The 22,552-nt window shown below is 59.0% G+C and carries 21 protein-coding genes and 1 pseudogene; 8 read left to right on the plus strand and 14 right to left on the minus strand.

The window, feature by feature from the left end; all coding sequences use genetic code 11:
• The first annotated feature begins 35 nt into the window (after positions 1 to 35).
• The 3 genes from IPP95_01855 (at position 36) to IPP95_01865 (ending at position 2,391) form a co-directional block, all read left to right on the plus strand.
• Positions 36 to 1,325 (plus strand): competence/damage-inducible protein A, encoded by a 1,290-nt coding sequence (locus IPP95_01855; protein ID QQS72997.1) that lies wholly within the window; start codon positions 36 to 38, stop codon positions 1,323 to 1,325.
• Between the two features lie 67 nt (positions 1,326 to 1,392).
• Positions 1,393 to 1,632 (plus strand): 50S ribosomal protein L28, encoded by a 240-nt coding sequence (gene rpmB / locus IPP95_01860; protein QQS72998.1) that lies wholly within the window; start codon positions 1,393 to 1,395, stop codon positions 1,630 to 1,632.
• 108 nt (positions 1,633 to 1,740) lie between these two features.
• Positions 1,741 to 2,391, plus strand: coding sequence for a phosphatase PAP2 family protein (locus IPP95_01865; protein ID QQS72999.1), 651 nt, complete (start codon positions 1,741 to 1,743; stop codon positions 2,389 to 2,391).
• Positions 2,392 to 2,612: 221 nt separating this feature from the next.
• On the opposite strand, the gene IPP95_01870 is transcribed toward IPP95_01865, so the two are convergent.
• The 6 genes from IPP95_01870 to IPP95_01895 form a co-directional block, all read right to left on the minus strand.
• On the minus strand, positions 2,613 to 3,743 hold the full coding sequence (locus IPP95_01870; protein ID QQS73000.1) for a sorbosone dehydrogenase family protein: 1,131 nt from the start codon (positions 3,741 to 3,743) through the stop codon (positions 2,613 to 2,615).
• Positions 3,740 to 4,183 carry a universal stress protein gene (locus tag IPP95_01875; protein ID QQS73001.1) on the minus strand — a complete coding sequence of 148 codons (444 nt, stop codon included), beginning with the start codon at positions 4,181 to 4,183 and terminating at the stop codon, positions 3,740 to 3,742. Before IPP95_01875 ends, IPP95_01870 begins: the two co-directional genes overlap by 4 nt.
• 97 nt (positions 4,184 to 4,280) lie before the next feature.
• Positions 4,281 to 4,880 carry a hypothetical protein gene (locus IPP95_01880; GenBank protein QQS73002.1) on the minus strand — a complete coding sequence of 200 codons (600 nt, stop codon included), beginning with the start codon at positions 4,878 to 4,880 and terminating at the stop codon, positions 4,281 to 4,283.
• Between the two features lie 105 nt (positions 4,881 to 4,985).
• Positions 4,986 to 6,038 (minus strand): selenide, water dikinase SelD, encoded by a 1,053-nt coding sequence (selD, locus tag IPP95_01885; GenBank protein QQS73003.1) that lies wholly within the window; start codon positions 6,036 to 6,038, stop codon positions 4,986 to 4,988.
• The gene (mnmH, locus tag IPP95_01890; GenBank protein ID QQS73004.1) at positions 6,016 to 7,044 is read right to left on the minus strand and encodes a tRNA 2-selenouridine(34) synthase MnmH; all 1,029 of its coding nucleotides are present in this window, start codon (positions 7,042 to 7,044) and stop codon (positions 6,016 to 6,018) included. The genes selD and mnmH overlap by 23 nt, the downstream gene beginning before the upstream one ends.
• A gap of 301 nt (positions 7,045 to 7,345) precedes the next feature.
• On the minus strand, positions 7,346 to 8,749 hold the full coding sequence (locus IPP95_01895; GenBank protein QQS73005.1) for a GWxTD domain-containing protein: 1,404 nt from the start codon (positions 8,747 to 8,749) through the stop codon (positions 7,346 to 7,348).
• 128 nt (positions 8,750 to 8,877) lie between these two features.
• Between IPP95_01895 and IPP95_01900 the strand changes: the two genes are divergently transcribed.
• Positions 8,878 to 10,050, plus strand: a complete 1,173-nt coding sequence (locus IPP95_01900) for a class I SAM-dependent rRNA methyltransferase (protein ID QQS73006.1) — start codon at positions 8,878 to 8,880, stop codon at positions 10,048 to 10,050.
• An 18-nt stretch (positions 10,051 to 10,068) separates the two neighbouring features.
• Here IPP95_01900 and IPP95_01905 read toward each other — a convergent pair whose 3' ends face one another.
• From IPP95_01905 to IPP95_01925, 5 genes are all read right to left on the minus strand, one after another.
• Positions 10,069 to 11,199, minus strand: coding sequence for an AI-2E family transporter (locus IPP95_01905; protein QQS73007.1), 1,131 nt, complete (start codon positions 11,197 to 11,199; stop codon positions 10,069 to 10,071).
• Positions 11,200 to 11,204: 5 nt separating this feature from the next.
• Positions 11,205 to 11,660 (minus strand): hypothetical protein, encoded by a 456-nt coding sequence (locus IPP95_01910; GenBank protein ID QQS73008.1) that lies wholly within the window; start codon positions 11,658 to 11,660, stop codon positions 11,205 to 11,207.
• On the minus strand, positions 11,647 to 12,057 hold the full coding sequence (locus IPP95_01915) for a hypothetical protein (GenBank protein QQS73009.1): 411 nt from the start codon (positions 12,055 to 12,057) through the stop codon (positions 11,647 to 11,649). Before IPP95_01915 ends, IPP95_01910 begins: the two co-directional genes overlap by 14 nt.
• 74 nt (positions 12,058 to 12,131) lie before the next feature.
• Complete coding sequence (locus IPP95_01920) at positions 12,132 to 12,491, minus strand: YtxH domain-containing protein (GenBank protein ID QQS73010.1); 360 nt, start codon at positions 12,489 to 12,491, stop codon at positions 12,132 to 12,134.
• 196 nt (positions 12,492 to 12,687) lie between these two features.
• Positions 12,688 to 13,551 (minus strand): cyanophycinase, encoded by an 864-nt coding sequence (locus IPP95_01925; protein QQS73011.1) that lies wholly within the window; start codon positions 13,549 to 13,551, stop codon positions 12,688 to 12,690.
• 170 nt (positions 13,552 to 13,721) lie between these two features.
• On the opposite strand from IPP95_01925, the gene cphA reads away from it, so the two are divergent.
• From cphA to IPP95_01940, 3 genes are all read left to right on the plus strand, one after another.
• Entirely contained in the window at positions 13,722 to 16,382 is a 2,661-nt protein-coding gene (gene cphA / locus IPP95_01930) for a cyanophycin synthetase (GenBank protein ID QQS73012.1), read from the plus strand.
• 235 nt (positions 16,383 to 16,617) lie between these two features.
• Positions 16,618 to 19,131, plus strand: coding sequence for a response regulator (locus IPP95_01935; protein ID QQS73013.1), 2,514 nt, complete (start codon positions 16,618 to 16,620; stop codon positions 19,129 to 19,131).
• Positions 19,128 to 20,165 (plus strand): response regulator, encoded by a 1,038-nt coding sequence (locus tag IPP95_01940; GenBank protein QQS73014.1) that lies wholly within the window; start codon positions 19,128 to 19,130, stop codon positions 20,163 to 20,165. Before IPP95_01935 ends, IPP95_01940 begins: the two co-directional genes overlap by 4 nt.
• Before the next feature lie 13 nt (positions 20,166 to 20,178).
• Here the strand turns inward: IPP95_01940 and IPP95_01945 are convergent.
• The 3 genes and pseudogenes from IPP95_01945 to trmD form a co-directional block, all read right to left on the minus strand.
• Positions 20,179 to 20,417 (minus strand): annotated as a pseudogene (locus tag IPP95_01945) (GlsB/YeaQ/YmgE family stress response membrane protein).
• Positions 20,418 to 20,504: 87 nt separating this feature from the next.
• Positions 20,505 to 20,933 carry a 50S ribosomal protein L19 gene (rplS, locus tag IPP95_01950; GenBank protein QQS73015.1) on the minus strand — a complete coding sequence of 143 codons (429 nt, stop codon included), beginning with the start codon at positions 20,931 to 20,933 and terminating at the stop codon, positions 20,505 to 20,507.
• 74 nt (positions 20,934 to 21,007) lie between these two features.
• Positions 21,008 to 21,700 (minus strand): tRNA (guanosine(37)-N1)-methyltransferase TrmD, encoded by a 693-nt coding sequence (gene trmD / locus IPP95_01955; GenBank protein QQS73016.1) that lies wholly within the window; start codon positions 21,698 to 21,700, stop codon positions 21,008 to 21,010.
• A 105-nt stretch (positions 21,701 to 21,805) separates the two neighbouring features.
• Between trmD and IPP95_01960 the strand changes: the two genes are divergently transcribed.
• Positions 21,806 to 22,546 carry a hypothetical protein gene (locus IPP95_01960; protein QQS73017.1) on the plus strand — a complete coding sequence of 247 codons (741 nt, stop codon included), beginning with the start codon at positions 21,806 to 21,808 and terminating at the stop codon, positions 22,544 to 22,546.
• The last annotated feature ends 6 nt before the right edge of the window (positions 22,547 to 22,552 follow it).

Genomic DNA, 22,552 nt, shown 5'->3' on the forward strand with positions numbered 1-22,552 from the left:
TAGCCATTTATCAATACGATCGACGAGAACGAAAGATGACAGGACCAGGGACCGAGGTCACCGCCGAATGCCTGTGCATCGGCGACGAGCTGTTGATCGGGCAGACCCTCAACACCAATGCCGCGTGGATGGGCCAGAAGCTCGGCCTCGCAGGCATCCGCCCCATCTTGACCCGCGTGGTGGGGGACGATAAAGAGGTCATTCTCGATGCATTGCGCACGGCCAGCGCGGATATCGTGCTGATCACCGGCGGCCTCGGCCCCACCAAGGACGATATCACCAAGCATACCCTGTGCGCGTTCTTCGGCACGCACTTGGTACGGAACGAAGAGGCCGAGGCGCGGGTGGTAAAGCTCTTCACCCGCATGGGCCGTGATCCAAAGGAGGTCAAGGAGGCCGATCTGGCCCAGGCCCAGTTGCCCGAAGGATGCTTGGTGCTGCCCAACGAATTAGGCACGGCCAGCGGCATGTGGTTTGAGCGGGAAGGCCGCGTCTACGTGAGCATGCCCGGAGTTCCGTATGAAATGCGCGGGATCATGCGTGCCCCCGTGCTCCCCATGTTGCGCGAGCGTTTCAAGCCGCCCACCATCGTCCACCGGACGGTGAAGACCACCGGCATGGGTGAGACGCAGCTTGCGGAGCGTATCGCGGCCTGGGAGAGCGCATTGGTGAAGGAGGGCATCCGGCTGGCCTATCTGCCCTCACCGGGCTTGGTGAAACTTCGCCTTTCCACATATGCGGGCCCCGACCCCGCCGAAACCGCGCAACGCGTGGACCGTCAAGTAAAAGTCCTTTACGGCTTGATCCCCGAACTCATCTACGGGGAGGGAGAACGTTCCTTGGAGGCGGTGGTAGGGTCGATCCTGAAGGACCATGGCCAAACTTTGGCGCTGGCGGAAAGTTGCACCGGGGGATACCTCAGTCATCTGGTGACCTCCGTGCCGGGGAGCTCAGCCTACTACATCGGCGGTGTGGTAAGCTATGCCAATGCCGTTAAGATGGAGGAATTAGGCATCCCCAGTGACATGCTGGAACTGAACGGCGCCGTGAGCAAACCTGTGGTGGAGCGCATGGCGGAAGGGGTGAGGAACGCCTTAAAGAGCGATTGGGCCGTGGCCACCACGGGCGTGGCGGGACCGGACGGCGGCACGCCCGACAAGCCCGTGGGCACCGTTTGGCTCGCGGTTGCAGGGCCACATGGCGTGGTGTCCAGTAAAGGCGTGTTCATGGGTACCCGGGACCTGGTGATCCGCCGGTCCGCCATCGCTGCGCTGAACATGCTCCGGAAGCAATTGCTGCTAGCCCGCGAGACCACCACCGCATAGCCCGGCTGTTTTTCTTCACCTGTGTAGTGATTTTTCCATTACTTTCGCCGCCCGAAATCGTACAGCCATGTCACGCATCTGCCAGATCACCGGAAAGCACGTCATCACCGGCAACTCGGTGAGCCACTCCCACCGCAAGACCCGCCGCACCTTTGCGCCCAACCTGCAGGAGCGGAAGTATTTCATCCCCGAGGAGGACCGCACGGTGAAACTGCGTGTTAGCGCGGCCGGTATGCGTACCATCAGCAAGATCGGGATACAAGAGGCCCTGAAACGCGCCAAAGCGAAGGGTTTCCTTAACGCCTGATCCCTTTTTAGTGCTGCCGAAAGGCGCTGTGGCCCGTCCACAGCGCCTTTCTTGCGTTTTCGGAACGGGGTTGTGGGTCCAGAATATCATCCGGGATACATTTGGACCATGCGCGAGCGAAGCATCTGGACATTTACCGCTTGCGCTGTGCTCCTTGCCATTCCCGGTCTCATCGGCGTCTTACGGCTGGACCATCTGGCCCTGCACATGGCCGTTAACCGGTTCCATGCGCCGTGGGCGGACGTGCTTTTCCCCTACTTGACGGAGATGGCCAACGGCTGGGTGCCCACCGCGTTGGCCGTGCTCCTGCTTTGGAAAAGCTGGCGTTCGTTCCTGATGGTGGGGCTGAGTGCCGGTTTAAGCGCGATCGTTGTCCAGTCCCTCAAGCATTTGTTCTTTGCGGACATCGACCGGCCGGGCATGTTCCTGGACCGCATGCCCGGACTGCACATTGTGGCGGGAATGGACCTTTACCACCACTTCAGCTTCCCGAGCGGGCATTCAACAGCTGCGTTCAGTATGTGCGCGGCATTGGCCGTGGTGATAGGGAGGTCGAAACCTGCAGCTTTACTTGCGGTGCTGGCAGCTCTGCTCGCCTTCACCAGGGTGTACCTCTCGCAGCATTTTACGGAGGATGCGCTGGCCGGTGCCTTCGTGGGCACGGTGGTGGCCGTCGGCGTGTACTTCCTCCTCTACCGGACGGCCTGGGGCAAGCGCACCACACTGGACCGTGCCCCGTTCAACAGCCCGTTCAAGTAGCGGACATCCCGAACTCGCGTATCCGGGGATCTCTACTTTCAAACGGTACTATACCTTTTCGCAATAGAGATGCACCGATCTTTTGATCGGGATGGGCAGCGATGCAAATTCCTGATCCGCTGATCCCTGATTTCGACCGCCGACGAGGTCTGTCGGAATTAGGGATCAGGAATTTGCGGATCCGCCAGCTACTTCGGGCGTTATTGTAATGCGAAACGGTATTACTTGCCGTCGTAGGTGATCCGGTAGATCAGGTCGGCGGAATCGTCGCTCAACAGCATCGAGCCGTCAGGGAGTTCCAAGAGATCCACCGGTCGTCCCCATGCACTGTTCCCGTCCAGCCAACCTTCGGCGAAGACTTCCGTGGTGGCCGTGCCATCGTCTTTGGGAAAAGCTACGGCGACACGATATCCGATAGGCGTGCTCCGGTTCCATGAACCGTGCTCGGCGATGAAGATGGCATGTCGGTACTTCTCCGGGAACATGGAGCCGCGATAAAACTTCATGCCCAATGCGGCCACATGGGGGCCGAGCAAAGCGGCCGGCGCGGCATAGTCGGAGCAATCCTTGCCCTTTCCGAATTCCGGATCAAGAATGTCGCCCTGATGGCAGTAGGGATAGCCGAAGTGCCGGCCGACGGAGGTGAGATGGTCGAGTTCGTCATTGGGCACATCATTGCCCAGCATGTCGCGGCCATTATCAGTGAACCAGAGCGAGCTGTCCTTTGGGTCCCAGTCGAAGCCCACGCTGTTGCGCACACCGTGCGCGATGATCTCCATGTTGCTTCCGTCCGGGTCCATGCGCGTGATGGAGGCGAAGATGCTGTCCTCACTGAGGCAGATGTTGCAGGGCGCTCCCACCGGCACATAGAGCTTTCCGTCCGGACCGAACGCGATGTATTTCCAGCCGTGATGCTCCTTGTCGGGGTATTGGTCATAAACCGTCACAGGGGCGGGTGGATCCCCGAGCCTGTCCGCGATGCCGGGCAACTTGACGATCTTGCTCACGGAGCTGACGTAGAGGTCGCCTTCATGCCAGGCCACGCCCACGGGCATGTTCAGCTTGGTGGCAATGGTGAAGAGGGTGTCGGCCGTGCCGTCCCCATTGAGATCGCGGAGTGCGTAGACATTTCCCTCGCCCCGGGAACCCACGTATACTGTGCCGTCAGATCCCAAGCTCATGCCGCGCGCATTGCGCACGTTTTTCGCAAAGATCGAAAGATGGAATCCCGGGGGCAGGCTGATCTCCTGTAGGCGCGGTTGGCCGGCGAACATGGTGGGTTGGCAAACCCCGCCCATGAAGAGGAGCGCGGCCAAAGGAAGAAGTCGGACTGTGGTAGACGTGATCTTCATTCGTCGAGGGGAGTGGGCACTACGAGCACTGCGAAGCGGTTTGCGCGAAGGACATCATCACAGGTACTGCCCATAAAGGCTTTTGCCAATCCCCGCCGTCCGTGGGTGCCCATCACGATGATGTCCGCGTGAAGGCGTTCGGCCTCGCCAAGGATCGTCTCCACCGTTGGCCCCATCACCAAGAGGGGCTGGGCGCTGATGCCCTGGGCGGCGAGCCGGGAAGTGATCTGTTGCAGTTCGCCATGTTCCTCGCGCAAGGTGTCCGCTCTAACATCGCGTATGTATTGGGGGCCGGCCTCATAGCCGACGAAATCCGGGTCCGGTGCGGCCACGTGCAGGACCCACAGCTTCGCGTCCATCTTGCTGGCCAGTTCAGCGGCGTGTTGCAGTACGGTCCCGGTCTCCGCCTTCAGGTCGAGGGGGGTGAGGATGTTTTTCATGGTGCGTTGAGCAACTTTGGAAAGTTAACCGGGGCGGACCGAAAATAAAAATGGCGGTCCCAAGACCGCCATTTCCATGCCAGATCAAGGCCAAAGGCTATGACGCCATTTCCACTTCCGGGGCAAGCACCAAGCGGTCGTAATGCTGCTTGCGCAGTTTTCCACTGCTTTGGAAGAACCAGTCCTTCATTCCGTAGTGGTAGCCGCGGCGCAATCCGCTGTGGTGGGTGCCCAGCAATTTCTTTTTACCGCTCAGCTTTTGGAGGGCGCGGGTCAGGAACGCCTCGACCTCCGCAGCGGAGAGCGTGGGTTCATGGTTGGTCGCCCACGTAGTGGCATGTTCAAGCAATTCCTCTTTGGGCAGGAGCCTGCCGGTAGAGTTGATCGCATTGAGGATCACGTTGTCCCATTCGTTCAGCGCGCGTTCCTTGCGTTCGCGCTTTTTGGGCCTTCCCGGCTTTCCGGGGGGCTTGGCGGCAGTTTCGGACTTCCTGGGCCGGCCTGGGCCGCGCTTCACCACACCGGCAATGGCCGGTTTCGGGCCGGTGGACCGGACCGGAGCGGTTGCCTTGTCCTTCTTCAGGTCGGCAATAGTGGACCGCACTAAGCCTAACTGGAAGTTCAGCCTCCGCCTTTCAGCCCGATAATGGCTGAGGAGTTGGTCAATGTCCTTTTCACTCAAGCGTTTCTTCGCCATTGCAAAATCAGTTTATGATGTATTTTTTTTGGAGCGGTACAAAGGTATGGATCATCACACGACCCTGTCAGGGCATGTTCACCACTTTAGCATTAATTGAGGTTTCTATTCAACGGTGATCAATGCACCTTTCTTATGCTCATGGAGAATGCCGATATTATCGACGTGTTGCCCGTTACTTGCGACCAATGCGGTTATTTCGGGAATTAGTTCTTTGGAACAGGAGATGAGCAATCCGCCGCTCGTCTGGGGGTCGTTCAATATCATCATCCGCTCCATGGTCCCTGCGCCTTCTACCTTGTCGGCAAGGCTTTTCCAATTTCGCAATGCGCCGTCCGCATAGCAACCCTCTTTCACATAGGCCAAGGCTTCCGGTATCAGGGGAATATCGGCATAAGCCAACCGGGCATTCACGTGGCTGCCTTGGCACATTTCCGCCAAGTGCCCGAGCAGCCCGAACCCGGTGACATCGGTAAGCGCATGGACACCCGGCATTTCGCCCAGTTGCGTCCCGATACTATTGGGGCGTACCATGATATCCCTGGCGATATGTGCATGTTCCGGCCGAAGTATCCCGCGCTTTTGTGCAGTGCTGAGAACACCCACGCCCAACGGCTTTGTGAGCAGGAGCACGTCCCCGCCACGCGCGCCATCGTTACGTTTGACATGGGCGGTCTTCACCTCGCCGGTAACGGCCAGACCGAAGAACGGTTCAAGCGCATCGATGCTGTGCCCCCCGGCCAATGGGATCCCACAGTCATGGCAGGCCTGACGACCGCCCTCCACCACGAGGGCTGCCAGTTCAGCACCGAGCTTCGCCAAGGGCCAACCTAGGATGGCGACCGCAAGCAGTGGCCGGCCCCCCATAGCGTAAACATCACTAAGGGCGTTGGTGGCCGCGATACGGCCGAAATCGAACGGGTCATCCACAATAGGGGTGAAAAAATCAGTAGTGCTGATCAAGGCACGGCCATCCCCTAAGTCGTACACGGCAGCATCGTCGCGGCTTTGGTAGCCGACAAGCAAACGGGGATCCGGCAATGTCCCCAGGTCGCTTGCCAAGATCTTCTCCAGGTCCGCCGGAGCGATCTTGCAGCCGCAGCCAGCACCATGGCTGTGCTCGGTAAGGCGGACCTCAGTGGTTTTTGCTTCGCTCATGTTCCAGTAGTTTCAGGGCAAGTTGTTGGTGGCTGCACTCCCCAGCGGGAAGAATGCGCGTTTTCTTCGGGTCGCGTGCCGCCAAGCCCCGTGCATATGTTTTGTCGTAATACGTCAGCATGATCAGCGCCACGCGATGCAGGTCGCCCGTTTTCAACGCCTCCAATGCCTCCTTGGCGTGTTGTGGCCCTAAACGTTTCTGTATTCTTAGTGTGGCAGCGGCCAGCTCTTCCTCTGGGAAATCCCCATAATCCTTGACCAGCCTTGCGGCGCGTTGCTCCACGGGCATGTCGATAAAATGCACCGTCCGGGAACGCATTTGTGCAAAGAAGGGATCAGGGATCTTCACGTGCCCCACCAGTTGGCTTTCGTCCTCCACCCAGATCGACCTTCCGGGATCAAGTTGGGACAAGGCATCCCATAGCAAGTTCTCGAAGTGCTCCGTGGTGGGCTGTACCTTTTCGCCAATACCGCCAAAGGAGGATCCCTTGTGATGCGCCAGTCCTTCAAGGTCCACGATCTGCTCACCTTCCTGTCGGAGCAGGCCCAATAGCTCGGTCTTTCCGGTGCCGGTATAGCCCCCGAGCACCTCCAGGACCCAAGACAAGGAGAGTGATGCAAGCACACGCTCCCGGAATGACTTATAACCCCGTTTCAGGACGATCACCTCTTGGAACCCGGCCTTTTCGAGCAACCAGGCCACGCTGGCACTGCGCTCGCCACCCCGCCAGCAATGCACGCCCACTTTGCCGTCCGGAGCCAGTGTACGGGCCTGTTCCACGATCTCGGCCATTTTCGGGCCGATGATGCGCAGGCCCTCCAACATGGCCGCGTCCCGTCCGGTCTGCTTGTACAAGGTCCCAACAACGGCACGTTCCTGATCCGTGAAGAGCGGAACGTTGAATGCCCCCGGAATATGACCTCGAAGGTATTCCCCCGGCGAACGAACGTCGATCAGCGGCACGCGGGCTGAAAGGAACCGGTCAATAGGAGCTGAGAGTGGCACGGGACGAAATTAGGTCAAGGCGTTGTGGCCTCCGTTCAGCGGAAGTTCCAAGCTCGTCCGTCTCGGCCGGTTTGCAGTGATGTGCAGCTCAGTAGACATGTGTGGTTCATGCGTTTAATATTTTGAACCTCAGTTACATGTGGTAGATCAGTATAAGTGAAGGTGGAATTATTGTCCGTATGAACTGATCGATCGCTTTACCGGATCGATCACGGGCAATTTCGCTCACCGATCGCGTCGATCTTCTTGTGCTTGTAGCGAGAACGAAGCACACCCCCACAAGACCGGACAAACGCTCCAGCTACCGGGGATTGTTGTAGTTGTCCATGATCTCGCCGCGCTCCGCGCCGCCATCGGCAATTCCGGGGGCAAGCATGTCCAACCAGGTGTTGTTATTGAGCTCACCGGGCATGTCGGAGGACAACAGGGTCCAACACGTAGTGGACCGCTCGGGCTGGTAGAAGACGAAGCGGCGGTTGGTGTACTGCCCGGCCCTGTAGTAGTGCCAGATCATATAAGGCAGGGCGGAAGTACTGTTGGCCCGGTCCACCACGGTGTTCGGTGCCCCGTAGCGCAGGTAGATGTAGCCTTGGTCGCTCTGGTAACCGCGCTTGTTCCGGCACCCGAATTTTTTATCCACGTAGTTAACCGCCTGCAGGTAGCGTTCCCAAGCGGCCTTCGGGTCGTTGGGCGCCCTGTTGTACCAGAAGGTGTACATCAGCTGCCGCATCAGTTCCGGCTTCTTGTCCTTCCAGCGGTCATCGATCATTTTTCGCTCCAGTTCATCGGCTATGGGGCGCATGGAGCTGAGGTATTCCGCCAGTGTGTCCGCATCGGTGAATGCATCCGTGAAGTTGGCCCCCAGTTCACCCTCGGCTAGCGTTGTGGGATCGAAGGCGATCGGGTTATTACGCTGGAAAAACTGGGTCTTCCGGTCCACCAAGGAATCGCTGCGGTCTCGCACCTCCACGGCTAATTGATAGTTCCCGGTGGGCAGCTTCCCGATGCCGAACTCCATCCCCAGCGGCACCACGGTATCCGCCCTCAGGCGTTGCACGGTCCTGAAATTGCCGGCCACGTGTTTGGTCTCATAGTCCTCGATCTGCGTCACCGCCAAGAACGGCCCACCATTTCCGAACTTGTGGATCGTCCCGTACACCTCCGCATAGAAACCGAGCTTGCCGGTGCCCCCGGGATAATACGCGCCGGGGAAGGGCGTGGGGCCTTCGCCCTCCTCACCTTGGAGGGTGAACATGATATCGGAGATGGACACGGCGTTCGTGCGGGCCGGTATCACCAGGGGGATACGGACATAGGTGCGGGCGGTGTCCGCGATGTTCTGGTCATGCAATTCCACGGAAAGGGCATAGCTGCCGGGTTTGAGGACGAAGCGCTCCTGATGGATGAAATCGCCCTGCAACGTGTCGGCGCGTTCCGGCGAGCGCACGAGGGTCTTGCGGAAATCCACGATGTTCCCGTCCTGCTCCACCACCGTCAACGCCTCCACTTTTGCCTGCTGGAACCCGCGTTCGTCCATGGTCCAGAGCGCCGTATTGCCGATCACGGAGATGTTCACGTCCACGCGGTCACCGCCGCCCGGTGCGTTGAAACGCTTGGCCTCCACCACGGCATCAAGCTGTGATTGGGCGAAGCCGGCGGAGGAAAGTACCAATGCTGCGAAGAGAATGGAACCCCGGTTCATCATGCCTCAAAGTTAACCGTGATACTTTGCCGATAATGACCGATGGTCGCTCCGGACGGTCCGTTCGCCGGGAAGGCAGGTCAGGTGAACGGGTCTGGCCGGACCTACCTTCGCGACCTTTCAAACGCATCATGCGCGACCGGATCTACATCGAAGACACACGTCAACGCATCCGGCAAGGGCACCCCTGGGTGTACGACAATCAGGTGCTGCGCTTCGAGGGAAGGCTTCAACCCGGTGGCATTGTGCAGGTGTTCGATGTGAAGAAAGGACCGTTAGGGCAGGGCTACTTCAACCCGAAGAGCAAGATCCGCGTGCGGATGCTCACCAAGGACCTCGATGAGCCCATCGATGCCGCGTTCTTCCACCGGAAGATCAAGGCCGCGTGGGATTATCGTCAGCGCTTGGGCCAACCTGAAAGCTGCCGTGTGGTCTTCGGCGAAGCGGACGGATTACCCGCCTTAGTGGTGGACAAGTTCAACGATGTGCTCGTGTTCCAGACCTTGGCTTTGGGCATGGACCGCTTCAAGCCGGAGATCGTGCAGGCCCTGCGGGAAGTGCTGGCCCCGCGCGGCATCTACGAGCGCAATGACGTGCCGGTACGCGAGAAGGAAGGGCTGGAGCAGATCACGGGGCCGGTCGGGGAGGCGTTCGACACCAACCTGATCATGACGGAGAACGGATTGAAGTTCCATGTGGACCTCGCCGAGGGCCAAAAGACCGGCCACTTTCTGGACCAGCGCTTGAACCATGCGGCGCTGGAGCACATTTCCAAAGGCGCGCGGGTGCTGGACTGCTTCACGCACACGGGCGGCTTCGCCCTGCACGCGGCGAAGTATGGCGCGAAGGAAGTTTTGGGACTGGACATCAGCGAGGATGCCGTGGCCTTGGCGGGAAAGAACGCGCAGCTCAACGGAATGGAAGGCATCTGTACGTTCAAGGCGGCGAATGTCTTCGATTTCCTTTCCGGGCCGGTGAAGGACAGCGGCCGCTGGGACGCCATCGTGCTGGACCCGCCAGCGTTCGCCAAGAGCCGCGCTGCATTGGACAACGCCGTACGGGGCTACAAGGAGATCAACTTGCGGGCGATGAAAGCACTTCCGCCCGGCGGTTTTTTGGTCACTTGCTCCTGTTCCCAGCACATGGTGCCGGAGCTCTTCCGCAAGACCATCGCCGATGCCGCGCGCGATGCCCACCGCGAGCTGCGTGAAGTCTACGCAGGCGGCCAACCGCCGGACCATCCGGTGCATTGGGCCATCCCTGAGACGCACTACTTGAAGTGCTTGGTGTTGGAGGTGCTTTAGATCCTGTGCGAATAGCGCTTACACCGGATCCTTTCCTTCTTTTTTCCCACCGCGCTTGCGTTTCCCGACCTTGGGTTCGTCCCCGAGGATATACCCCCAAGGCTTTAGCGAGGGGATCTCATCGAACACCAGCTTCATCATGCCGGTGATGGGGATGGCCACGATCAGGCCCATCAGGCCCCAGAGCATGCCCCAGGCGATCAGTGCGACCATGCTGGCCAACGGGTTGATGCTGACGCTGGAGCCGACGACCTTGGGGGTGATGAAATTGTTGTCGATGAACTGGGTGACGGCAATGACGGCTAAAACGCCCACGGCATACATGGCCGAGTCCTTGGTGAGCAGGGCGATGAGCACGGGCACCAACGCGCCTAACCAAGGGCCCACATACGGGATCACGTTGAGGATCGCGGCGGTGACCCCGAGGAGGATGGCATACTTCAGCCCCAGCACGAGGAAACCGATGGAATCCAGCACCGCCAGGAACAGTACCACCGTCAGCACACCCTTCAACCATTGCCGCGATAGTTCCGCGATGTTCTCCACGATACGAAGCACCGTGCCGTCGCCTTGGTCGCGCAGTTGCGAGAAGAATTTCCGGAATTGGCCCTTCATCAGCAGCAGGAAGAAGGTGAAGATGGGGATGACGACGACCGTTGCAAGCACGGTGCCGGTGGCGGAGAAGAGGTTCATGGCCATGGCACCGCCGCTTTCCGCCAGTGCGGCCAGTTCTTTGTTCAGCCAGGCGGTCTGCTGCCCTTGGCTCACGTTGAAGCGCGTTTCCAGATAGGTCTGACCGCTGTCGATCCGTGCCACCAATGCTTCCTGCAATGTGGGAAGGTCTTTGCCGAAATGGGCGTACTGCAAGCCTATGAAGGTAAGGGCACCGAAGAACACGACCAAGAGCAGCATGCAACTGGCGGCGGCGGCCAGCCATATGGGCCAGCCCCATTTTTGGAGCTTCCGGCAGAAGGGAAGCATCAGGAAACTGAATATCCCGGAAATGAAGAGGAGAACAAAGAGGGTTTGGCCAAGCGCCAGCACGGTCACGGTGCCGATCAAGGCGAGCAAGACCAGCACGTAGCGGAGCAGTGCTCCGCTTTGTTCAGGTCGGGAAGGGGCGGGGAAGAGATTTGGAACAGGGGGCATGCGGCTCAAAGCTGCACATTTTCCTCCTTGTCATTTCTAAATTCCTTTTCCTCGCGGCGTTGCTGCACGTGGTCCTTCAGCCGCTCCCAACTGACACCGAACTCATGGAGGATATCCGGGAGGGAGATGGACTCCACCTTTTGCAGGAGCTTCGGAGCGGCAAGCCCTAGGGCGAACAGCGCAACGCGCTTCCACAGGCCTCCTTTCCCTGCACCCAAAGCAAGGCTAAGGCCATTTCCCAAACCACCACCACCTATCAAGGACCCCAGCAAATTGTCTTGGGCAAAGCTTCCCAAGGCGTCCTTCATCGTATTCTTCACCAAGGCGCTCCGGAATTCGCTCTGTTTCAGGGCTTGGAAATGGTTATCCAGCCGGGCGGCGTGCGTATCTCGCACCTCCTCCAAGCGGAGCAGTTCCGCGTTGACGGAGGTAAGGTCCTTGAAGCGTTCACTCCTCATCATCGTAGAATGAATTGATCACGTTCAAGGAGAACGCGCGGCGGATGCGGCCGTTGGCGACAAAACGGATGATCAAGAAAGTCATGAGATAAATGCCGCCAACGACGAGAAAGCCCAACGCCGTGCTGCCCATGCGGGAACCGGCCCAGAAAGCGAGCGCAATACTTGTGAAAAGGAGGAAGATCAGCCCGGACATGGCCGTGAGCAGGCCGCTGAACATGTTTCCCGCGGCCCTGCCGATCTGCTCCTGAGCGCGCAGTGTGAGGTAGTTCTTCTGGGCGGTGAAATACGCTTTGCCCTCCGATACGGCTGAATCCAAGAACTCGCTCATGTCAACATGGTCTGCGGCATCGGGGCCGGCATAGCGATCCTCCTCGCCCTCGTGATGTCGGTGGCTCATCTGTTGTCGATCTATTGGGTATGACGGGACCGCCGCGCGGGTATCTCCCGTGCGGCGGTATTCCAGATGGATGCTTAGTTGCTCGCGATCTTTTCCGCAGTGCGCTTGCCCGCGCTTGAAACGTCGCTGCCCGTGGACTTCACGTCATCGGTGATGCGGTCCTTCAGGTCGCTGCCCTCGGCGGACATGAACTGGAGGAAGTCCTTGATGTCGTGCTTGGTCATGTTGGCGCGGTCCACCATCTTGTTGCGGACCTTCTTCCACTTCTTGTAGCCTTTGTCCAACTGTTCGCTGAGGCTGTTCTGGGCCTGCTTGCCCTTTTTCTTCAGGATCAAGCGGGTCTCTTTTCCTGAACGCGGGGCCATCAGGACGCCGATGGCTGCTCCGGTGGCGAATCCTATCACGGCTCCCAGTAATACTTTCTTAGTGCTCATGGTGTTGTGGTTTTTGGGTGATACCGGTAGAATGGAATAAGCGTGCCGGTTTCGCAGAATGTACAAAAAAATCACTAAAACGCCAAAAAGGCAGCGTTCGCAGCGGATGTCCGACAATAATGCAGCGATCTTCGTACGTGTACACGGTTCCCCACATCGGGTCCAAAGTACCCACGGAGGCTTCCCTCAAGAAAAGCTATACGGGGACCCGGACGGCGGTGAACGCACGCTCCCGCAACGAGTAGCAATGGCCCTTGGAGATGATATGCACCCGCATCCCTTCGATGCTGAAGGTCGCGCCTTCCTCCACGTCCGCGAAGTTGCTATAAGAGATCTCGTGCCCATCGAAGATCATCACCTGTCCGCTGCCGATGGTCTCCAGGTTCTCGCCCTCGGTGATCACCACGCCGGTATCCTCCCCGAGGCCGATGCCGATGGCGTTCGGATTGCCCGCAATGGCCTGGGTCAGGCGGCTGAAACGCCCTCGCTGCACAAAGTGGCTGTCGATGATCACATCGCCGATGAAGCCCGCGCCCGAGGTCATCTTCACCCCGCCCTTGATGAGCCCGGTGGAGCTGTGGCCCTGATAGATCATGGTACTGCTCATGCACATGGCCCCGGCACTGGTGCCCGCCACCACGTAGCCGACTTCGTTCATGTAGCGCCGCTTCATCAGTTCGAGGAAGGCCGTGCCACCGAAGATCGTGGTGAGCCGTAACTGGTTGCCGCCGCTCATCATTACACCATCCGCCTTGGACAGACGCTTCACCATGTCGGGTTTCACATCGCTCCGTTCACGGATGTCCAGGATATCCAGATCGGTCACGCCGAGCTTGCCGAAGGCTTCCACATAGTTGGCCGCCACTTCCCTGGGGATGCTGCTGGCGGTGGTGACCAAGGCGATCCGCGCCGCGTGGTGGCCGCCCATCTCGTCCACCACGCGGCGCAGGATGCTGTCCTCGATGAACGTGCCGCTGTCCGCGCCGGGCTTTTCCTGTTCGTTTCCCTTATCCTCGGCACCGCCGATGGCGATCAATTTGCCTTTGGGCGTATTGTTCATGGATCTTGTTTTACCCCCGCCCCGTGCCGGCCATATGCCCGTTCCCCGGAGGGAAGGCTTGGCCGAGCTTGGCGAAAGTAGGGGAATTGGTTTTTTATCGCTCGGGCGGTCACCGGGAATTGTTCAACACGCCGATCTTCATACATTGACCGCATTAAAACCACGAGCACATGCGGATCTTGGAACTAAAGGCCATGCGCGGCCCCAACTATTGGTCCGTCAAGCGGCATCGCCTTGTGGTGATGCGGCTGGATATTGAGGACCTGGAGGAGCGGCCCACGGACAAGATCCCCGGCTTCTATGAGCGGTTGAAGGAGATGCTGCCGACCATGTATTCGCACCGCTGCAGCGAGGAACATGAGGGCGGTTTTTTCGAGCGCGTGCAACGCGGCACATGGATGGGCCATGTGATCGAGCACATCGCGCTGGAGATCCAGACGCTGGCAGGCATGGAGACCGGCTTCGGGCGTACGCGCGGCACCGGTGAACATGGCGTATACAATGTTGTGTTCAGCTATGTCGAGGAGGCGGTGGGCCTGTATTCCGCCAAAGCTGCGGTGCGCATCGCCGAGGCTTTGATCGATGGTCAGCCATACCGCTTGGAAGAGGACATCCAGCGCATGCGCGAGTTGCGCGAGGACACCCGCCTTGGCCCCAGCACGGGCTCCATTGTGGAAGAGGCCACGAAGCGCGGTATTCCGTACCTGCGCTTGAACGGGCAGAGCTTGGTGCAACTGGGGCATGGCGTGCATCAGAAGCGGATCCGCGCCACCATCACCAGTAACACCAGCAACATCGGTGTGGAGATCGCCTGCGACAAGGAGGAGACCAAGGACCTGTTGGAAAGTTATGAGATCCCCGTGCCCAAAGGCCGCGTGGTGCGCACCGAGGAAGGTTTGGTCGCAGCATTGGAAAGCGTCGGTTTCCCGTGCGTGATCAAGCCGATAGGCGGGAATCATGGGAGGGGCGCCACCATCGGGATCAAGAATTTGGAGGAGGCGAAGACGGCCATGGAGGTGGCGAAGGAGATCAGCCGCAGTGTGGTGGTGGAGAAGGAGATCAAAGGACTGGACCACCGTTTGCTGGTCATCGACCACAAGTTCGTGGCAGCTGCCAAACGCACGCCCGCCTGCGTGGTGGGCGACGGAAAGCTTACGATCCAGGAATTGGTGGCCGAGGTGAACAAGGACCCGCGTCGCGGCTTCGGGCATGAGAACGTACTGACACAGATAACGATCGACACCCACACGCTGGAATTGCTACAGCGCCGGGACATGACGCCCACCAGCATCCCCGTGGAAGGTGACACGGTCTACCTCAAGGCCACGGCCAACCTCAGCACCGGTGGTACGGCCACAGATGTTACCGAACTGGTACACTCATACAACGTCTTCATGGCGGAGCGCATCTCGCGCATCATCGATCTGGACATCTGCGGTATCGACATCATGACGGACGACATCACCGTGCCGCTCAGCGAGAACGGTGCCGTGCTCGAGGTGAACGCGGCACCGGGCTTCCGCATGCACCTGGACCCCACGGAAGGCTTGGGGCGCAACGTGGCGGAGCCGGTGGTGGACATGCTGTTCCCTCCGGGCGCGCCGAGCCGGATCCCCATCATCGCGGTGACGGGCACCAACGGCAAGACCACCACCACGCGCCTCATCGCACACATCATGCGCAGCCACGGCAACCGCGTGGGCATGACGTGCAGCGACGGGGTGTACATCATGAACCGCTTGCTCATGCAGGGTGATTGTACCGGCCCGGTAAGCGCCCAGTTCGTGCTGAAAGATCCCTTGGTGGACATGGCCGTGCTGGAGACGGCGCGCGGCGGCATGGTGCGCAGCGGCCTCGGTTTCGAGAGCTGCGACGTGGGTATTTGCACCAATGTTGCCGCCGACCATTTGGGGCTGAAGGACATCAACACCTTGGAGGACCTGGCCAACGTGAAGGGCACTGTGCCGCGCAGCGTGCGCCGCGACGGTTACGCGATCCTGAACGCCGATGACGATCTGGTAATGGCCATGCGCAAGCAGTGCGATTGCAAGATCGCGCTCTTCAGCCTCGACGAGAATAACCGCCTCATCCGCCAGCACTGCAAGCTGGGCGGTTTGGCGGCCGTGTACGAGAACGGCTTCATCACCATCAGCAAGGGCGAGTGGAAGCTGCGCATCGAAAAGGCGGTGAACGTGCCCCTGACATTGGGCGGCAAGGCCGTCTTCAACATCCAGAACATTCTGCCCGCCGTGCTCGCCGCCTACGTGCAGGGCGTGAAGATGGAGGAGTTGAAGGAGTCGCTCAGCACCTTTGTGCCTTCACCGGCTCAGACCCCGGGCCGCTTGAACCTCTTCCAGTTCAAGAATTTCCAAGTGGTGGTGGACTATGCGCACAACCCGCACGGCTTCGAGGCCTTGGGCCGGTTCCTCAGCAAAGTGCCGGACAGCCCCAAAGTGGGCGTCATCGCAGGCGTAGGCGACCGCCGCGACGAGGACACCGTTACGCTCGGCCGCCTCAGCGCACAGATGTTCGATGAGATCATCATCCGCCAGGACCGCAACCTGCGCGGCAAAAGCGACGACGACATCATCGCGCTGATGATGAAAGGCATCCAAGAGGTCGATCCCAAGAAGAAGGTCACCATCATCAAGAAGGAGGATGAGGCCATCCGCCACGCCATCAGCACGGCCAAACCCGGCAGCTTCCTCACGCTTTGCAGCGATGTGGTGCCCGATGCGCTCGCCTTGGTGATGAAGCTGAAGGAGGAAGAGGACCGCGTGCCCTTCAACAAGGAGGACATCCCGAACTTGAACAGGGAGCTGGTGGGGTGATGGAACTCAGGTACTCGCTACCATGCCTTCGGCAGGCAAGCACGCGAGCACCTGCGAGAGGACATTGATGGACCGCGCCAATGCGGTCCATCAACGTCCATGCCTGTCCATTTAAGGACGAGGTGGAGCCTATGAGCCGGATAGATCGACCGGCCTACCTAATAACAGGTATAACTACCGGTTTTCGGCCATGTCCACGCCAACCCGGTAATGTCGTGCGTACTTTGCGGAGGCCATGCGCATCTTTGGGAAGGAGGTATACAACTACGCGCTTTACGGTGCCCTCTTTGGGCTCTGCTTCCCGATCTTCGGCACGCTGATCCAAAGTTCGCACTTGGGGACGGGCTTCGGCATCGAAGGTTTTATCGCCACACAAAGGAGCACTCCATTGCTCTGGATCATCGATACGGCACCGCTTTTTCTGGGGCTGTTCGCTTCGCTGGGCGGTTACTACATGGACAAGTTGAAGGAGCGCAACAGGCACCTGCACGATGATTTTCAGGAGATGGAGCGGTTACGCGACTTGGCCGACACGGCAAACAAGGCCAAGAGCGATTTTCTGGCCAACATGAGCCATGAGATCCGAACGCCGATGAACGGCATCATCGGGCTGAACCACTTGCTCTCAAAGACGGAAATGACGCCCAAGCAGCAGGATTACAACGTGAAGGTGGATCGTTCCGCACGGTCGCTGCTGCGCATTGTGAACGACCTGCTTGATTTCTCCAAGATCGAAGCAGGAAAGCTGGAACTGGAGGCCATGCCTTATTCCACACAAGAGATGTTGGAGGCCGTAGTGGACACGGTGAACGCCAGGCTTTCGGGAAAAAAGGACGTGGAGTTCATCATCGACCGGTCGGCCAATTTGCCTGCGGAATTGATCGGTGATGAACTGCGTATCAAGCAGGTGCTGATCAATCTGCTGGACAACGCGATCAAGTTCACGGAAAAGGGCGAGGTGATCCTGTCCATCGTCGCGGAAAAGCGCGGGCCGGAGCATTGCGCGGTCACCTTCAGCGTGAAGGACCAAGGCATCGGCATGAGCCCTGCGCAGATCGCCGACCTCTTCAAGCCCTTTAGCCAAGCCGACCTCTCCCATACCCGCAAGTACGGCGGCACCGGGCTGGGCCTTACCATCAGTGACCGCCTGATCCACAAGATGGGTGGCAAGATCCTGGTGGAAAGCGGGACCGGGAAAGGCAGCCGGTTCTTTTTCACCATTGGCCAAGAGGTCCGTGGCAGACGGGGCACAGACGCGTTGCGTCTGCCCTTCAAGGACAAAGTACGCGCTCTATTGGTGGACGATTCCAGCATAGCCCGCACTGTTCAAGGCGCCATGTTGAAGGAGATGGGCTTCGACGTGATCACCGTGGGCTCCGGTAGGGAGGCGGTGGAGGCGGTGCGGACGAGCATGATGGAGGCGAGGCCGTTCGCGTTGATCATCATGGACTGGATGATGCCGGAGATGAGCGGCTTGGAGGCCGCACGCTACTTGAAGGAGGAATTCCTGAGCGACGCCCCCATGGTGCTGATGGTGACGGCCTTCGGTGTCGATGATGTGCGCACTGCCGCCCAAGTCGGGCAGATCGATGGCTATCTGGTCAAACCGGTGGACCCCTCACTGCTCTTTGACACCTTGAACGGCATCTTCAAGTTCGATCTGGAGGGAGTGCGCAAGACCACCCGGGAACACTTGGACATGGACCAAGTGCGCGGGCTGTTGGACGGAAAACAGATCTTGTTGGCCGAGGACAACGAGATCAACTGGCAGGTGGCCTCGGAGCTGCTGCAGGACGCGGGGGTCAAACTGGACCATGCCGAGAACGGGGAGGAGGCTGTGCGGATGTTCGCCGAGAAGAAGTATGACGGCGTGCTCATGGACATCCAGATGCCGTTGATGGACGGCTTGGAGGCCACGCGCAGGATCCGCGCCCTTCCCGGCGGCAACACGGTGCCGATCATGGCGATGACCGCGCACTCCATGAAGGGCGAACGTGAAAAGAGCTTGGCCGCAGGAATGAACGACCACCTCAACAAGCCCATCGACCCGATCCTGCTTTACAAGAGCTTGATGCATTGGCTCTGCGAGACCACCGAGAGCGAGGTGAGCGCGATGCTGGTCTCCGGCCCGGCAGCAGATAGCCAAGATGAGATCCGTATCGCAGGGCTGGACACGGCAACGGCGCTGACAAGGATCCGGAACAACCGGGGGACATACACGGAGTTGTTGGAGCTTTTCGTGTCCAAATGGAGCAAAGCACCTGCTGAGTTCCCCGAATTGTTGCGGGCAGGTGATCTGGAAACTCTGCGCGGGTCCGTGCATACCCTGGCGGGGTCAGCGGGCAATCTGGGCGGAGATGGCGTGTTGACAGCGGCGAAGAGGGTAGAGCAGGCATTGACCGACGGAGCGGGCCCCGATGATGCGGAGCTGAACGACCACATGGCCAACTTGTGCATTGAACTGTGCGGAACACTGGAAAGCATAAGCGGTTACTTGAAAGCGGAAGTGCGCGAGGCAGCGGTCCCTGAACCTACCACGGCATTGGATGAAGAGGATCTACGAACAGCCGTCCGCGATGTCCTACGGCTATTGGAGGACCACGACGCCCGTTCCCTTAAAGCCGTGGAGGAGCTGGTCCTGGCCACAGCGGACACCAGCCGGAAACAGATGTTCGAGCGCGCGCATGAGCAAGTGAAGAACTGGGAGTTCGACCAGGCCCTGAACACGTTGTCCGAAGTAGTTCCATGAAGCCCGCCACGATCATACTCGGGAATGAGAAGCAGACCCTGTTGCTGGTGGATGACAGCCCGGAGAGCTTGACCATGATGGTGGGGCTGCTGGGCGAGGATTATGTAGTGAAGGTGGCTAAATCCGGAGAGGCCGCGCTTGAACTGGCCGTCAAGGAACCCTTGCCGGATCTGATCCTGCTGGACGTGGTGATGCCGGGGATGGACGGTCACCAAGTGTGCAAGACCTTGAAGTCCAACAGCCGTACCAAGTCGATCCCCGTCATATTTCTCACCTCCTTGGTGGGAACGGCGAACGAGGCCAGAGGGTTCGAACTGGGGGCCTCGGATTACATCTCCAAGCCTTTTGACCCCACGATCTTCATGGCGCGGGTGCGCATGCAGTTGGAATTGGTCTCTGAACGCAAGAAGACAGGTCGTTTGCTTGCTAATTTTCTTCCACGGCGTGTGGTGCAGGAGTTGATCTCCACGGGGACCTCCAAGCCGGAGCAGATCGATGAACTGAGCATGGTCTTTTGCGACCTGGTGGATTTCACCGGCATAGCCGGGCAATTGGCGAAGGAGACCTTGTTGGATGAGCTATCGGATATTTTCAGTGCCTTCGACATCATTATGGAAGCCCATGTAGGCCAGCGGTTGAAGACCATCGGTGATGCCTACATCGGTCTGGTGGGCTTGAACCGGCCGGTGCCGGACCATGCCGACCGGGCGGTGTCCGCAGCCTTGGACATGATCGACCACTTGAAGGCGCGTGAAAACGGTTCGGGCCCGAAATGGAAGGTACGCATCGGGGTGCATTCCGGGTCGGTCATTGCCGGGCTTGTGGGCACGCGCCGTTATCAGTATGATATTTTTGGGGATGATGTGAACATCGCTTCGCGCGTGGAAAGCGCCTCAGAGCCGATGCGTGTTACCATTTCGGCGAATACCATGGAAAGAATAAATGCTGACGGCCTGCTTATCCAGCCTCGTGGCAACATCGACCTTAAAGGCAAGGGCGAGCGGGAATTGTTCTTCGTGGACCGGAGACGATAGACGTAGGGGAAGTCTACTTCCTCAATGCGCGCACCAGTACGATCAACAACACCGCGCCCACCGTGGCACGGGTCAGCTGGCCGACGAGGTTGGTGGAGGCGATGCTGAGCAGAGCGAACGCCCATCCGCCCACTAGGCCGTCCGGATACCGAGCAGGATATTGACCAGCACGCCATAGTCTTGGCCTTTCATGATCAAGTCGGCCATCCAGATAGAGATGCCGCCGATGATGAGGCTCCAGATCAGTCCCATGGTGCTCAATTTGATTTGTTCAGCACAGGGTAACATAAAAGAAAGATCCCACCGAGGCGGGACCTTTCAAGTGTTTGGGAACGCTGGTTATTTGGCCTCTGCGGCTGCAGTAGCCTTCTTGGTCTTGGCCTTTGCTTTGGCGCTGGCCTTGGATTCCTCCTGGGCGACGGACATGCGCTTTTCCTTGATGCGGGCGCTCTTGCCGCGACGTTCACGGATGTAGAAGATGCGGGCACGGTTCACGTCGCCGTGCTTGTTCACCTCCACTTTCTCCAAGAAGGGGGAGGCCACGGGGAAGATCCGTTCCACGCCCACGGACCCGCTCATTTTGCGGACGGTGAAGGTGGCGGTGCTGCCGCTGCCCTTGCGTTGGATCACCACGCCCTGATATTGCTGGATACGCTCCTTGTTGCCTTCGCTGATGCGGTAGTGGACGGTGATGGTGTCACCGGCTTTGAAGGCTTCCTGTTGCTTCACAGGTGCCCATTCTTTCTCGAGTTGCTTGATCTTGTCCATGGCGCTCAGCGGTTTGCGGCGTTCATCCCCGCCGTTTGGGGGCGCAATATTAAGGAGAATTCCGCTTGGAATACCTATTCGGAGGCATCATTTTCTCCCAACAGCCCCGGTCGCCGCTCCCGTGTGCGTTCCATGCTCTGCTGATGGCGCCATTCCTGGATGCGTGCCGCATGCCCGCCCATCAACACCTCCGGCACTTTCCATTCACCGTAGGTTTCCGGCCGGGTATACGCGGGCGGGGCCACCAGACCGTCCTGAAAACTGTCGGAAAGGGCGCTGGTCTCATCCCCAAGCACACCGGGCAGCAGCCTGATGAGCGCATCGCTGAGCACGGCCGCAGGCAGTTCCCCGCCACTGAGAACATAGTCGCCGATGCTGATCTCGCGGGTGACCAAGTGTTCGCGCACGCGTTCATCCACGCCTTTGTAATGCCCGCACAGGATGATGATACTCCTCAGGGAGCTCATCCGGTTCACCAAGGGCTGGTCCAGCAATTCGCCGTCGGGGCTCATGTAGATCACTTCATCATAATCACGCTCGCCCTTCAGCCAAGTGATGGCCTTATGGACCGGAGCGATGGACATCACCATGCCGGCCCCGCCACCGAAGGGATAATCATCGACCCGCTTGTGTTTGTCCTCGGAGAAGGAGCGCAGGTCGTGGATGTGTACTTCGGCCAGCCCCTTCTGTTGGGCGCGCCGGAGGATGCTGTCATTGAAATAACTGTCCAGCAAGCTGGGAAGGGCGGTAAGGATGTCGATGCGCATGGACCGCGAAAGTACCGGCCGGCACGGGTTATCCGTCGCCGGATCGTGCCCGTTCATACCTTCGGCATCGATCTTGCCATACAAGGCAAACAAAACGACCCACCAATGAAGCGGTATTTTCTCATCTCGACAATGGCCTTTCTGGCCCTCACCACCACTTCCAGAGCGCAGGAAAAGCAGTATGATGACCTGCTAGTGAAATATGTGGACGAGAAATATGAGGATTGCTTGGCCAAAGCGGAACGCTACACTCAGAACGACAACACGAAGCGGGACCCGTTACCGTACCTGTACATGAGCATGTGCCTTTTCGAGATGAGCAAGATCCCGAAGTACCAGGAGATGGACGATTATAAGAAGGCGGACCGTGACGCGCTGAAATGGGCGGAGAAATACCGCAAGAAGGACAAGAACAAAGAGTTCTTCAATAATTACGAGGACTACTGGAGCGAGCTTAATACCATGGCCCAAGAGAGCGGGATGAACGAATATGAGAGCGGACCCAAGGGCATGAGCAAGGCGCGGCGCTACTTCGACTCCATGACAGGCTATTACCCCGAGAACCCAGGCGGATGGATGATGCTAGCTTTGACGCAATATCAGAGCAATTTGGCCAAGGACGGTGACGAAAGCATCGTGAAATACAAGGAGGCGCTGGAAGCTGCCGGTGGCATTGCGCTCCTGCCGGAAGACCAGAAGAAGCTGATGAAGGCCGGCTTGATCCACTACGCGGAATATTTGGACGGCAAAGGGGATAAGAGCGGGGCCCGGGCCGCTATGGAGACCGGTAAGGACGCGTTCATGGACGACGCGGAATTCAAGGGCGCCTACGAGGAATACCACTAGTCGGTC

The sequence above is a fragment of the Flavobacteriales bacterium genome (assembly GCA_016700415.1).
GTDB lineage: Bacteria > Bacteroidota > Bacteroidia > Flavobacteriales_F > PHOS-HE28 > PHOS-HE28.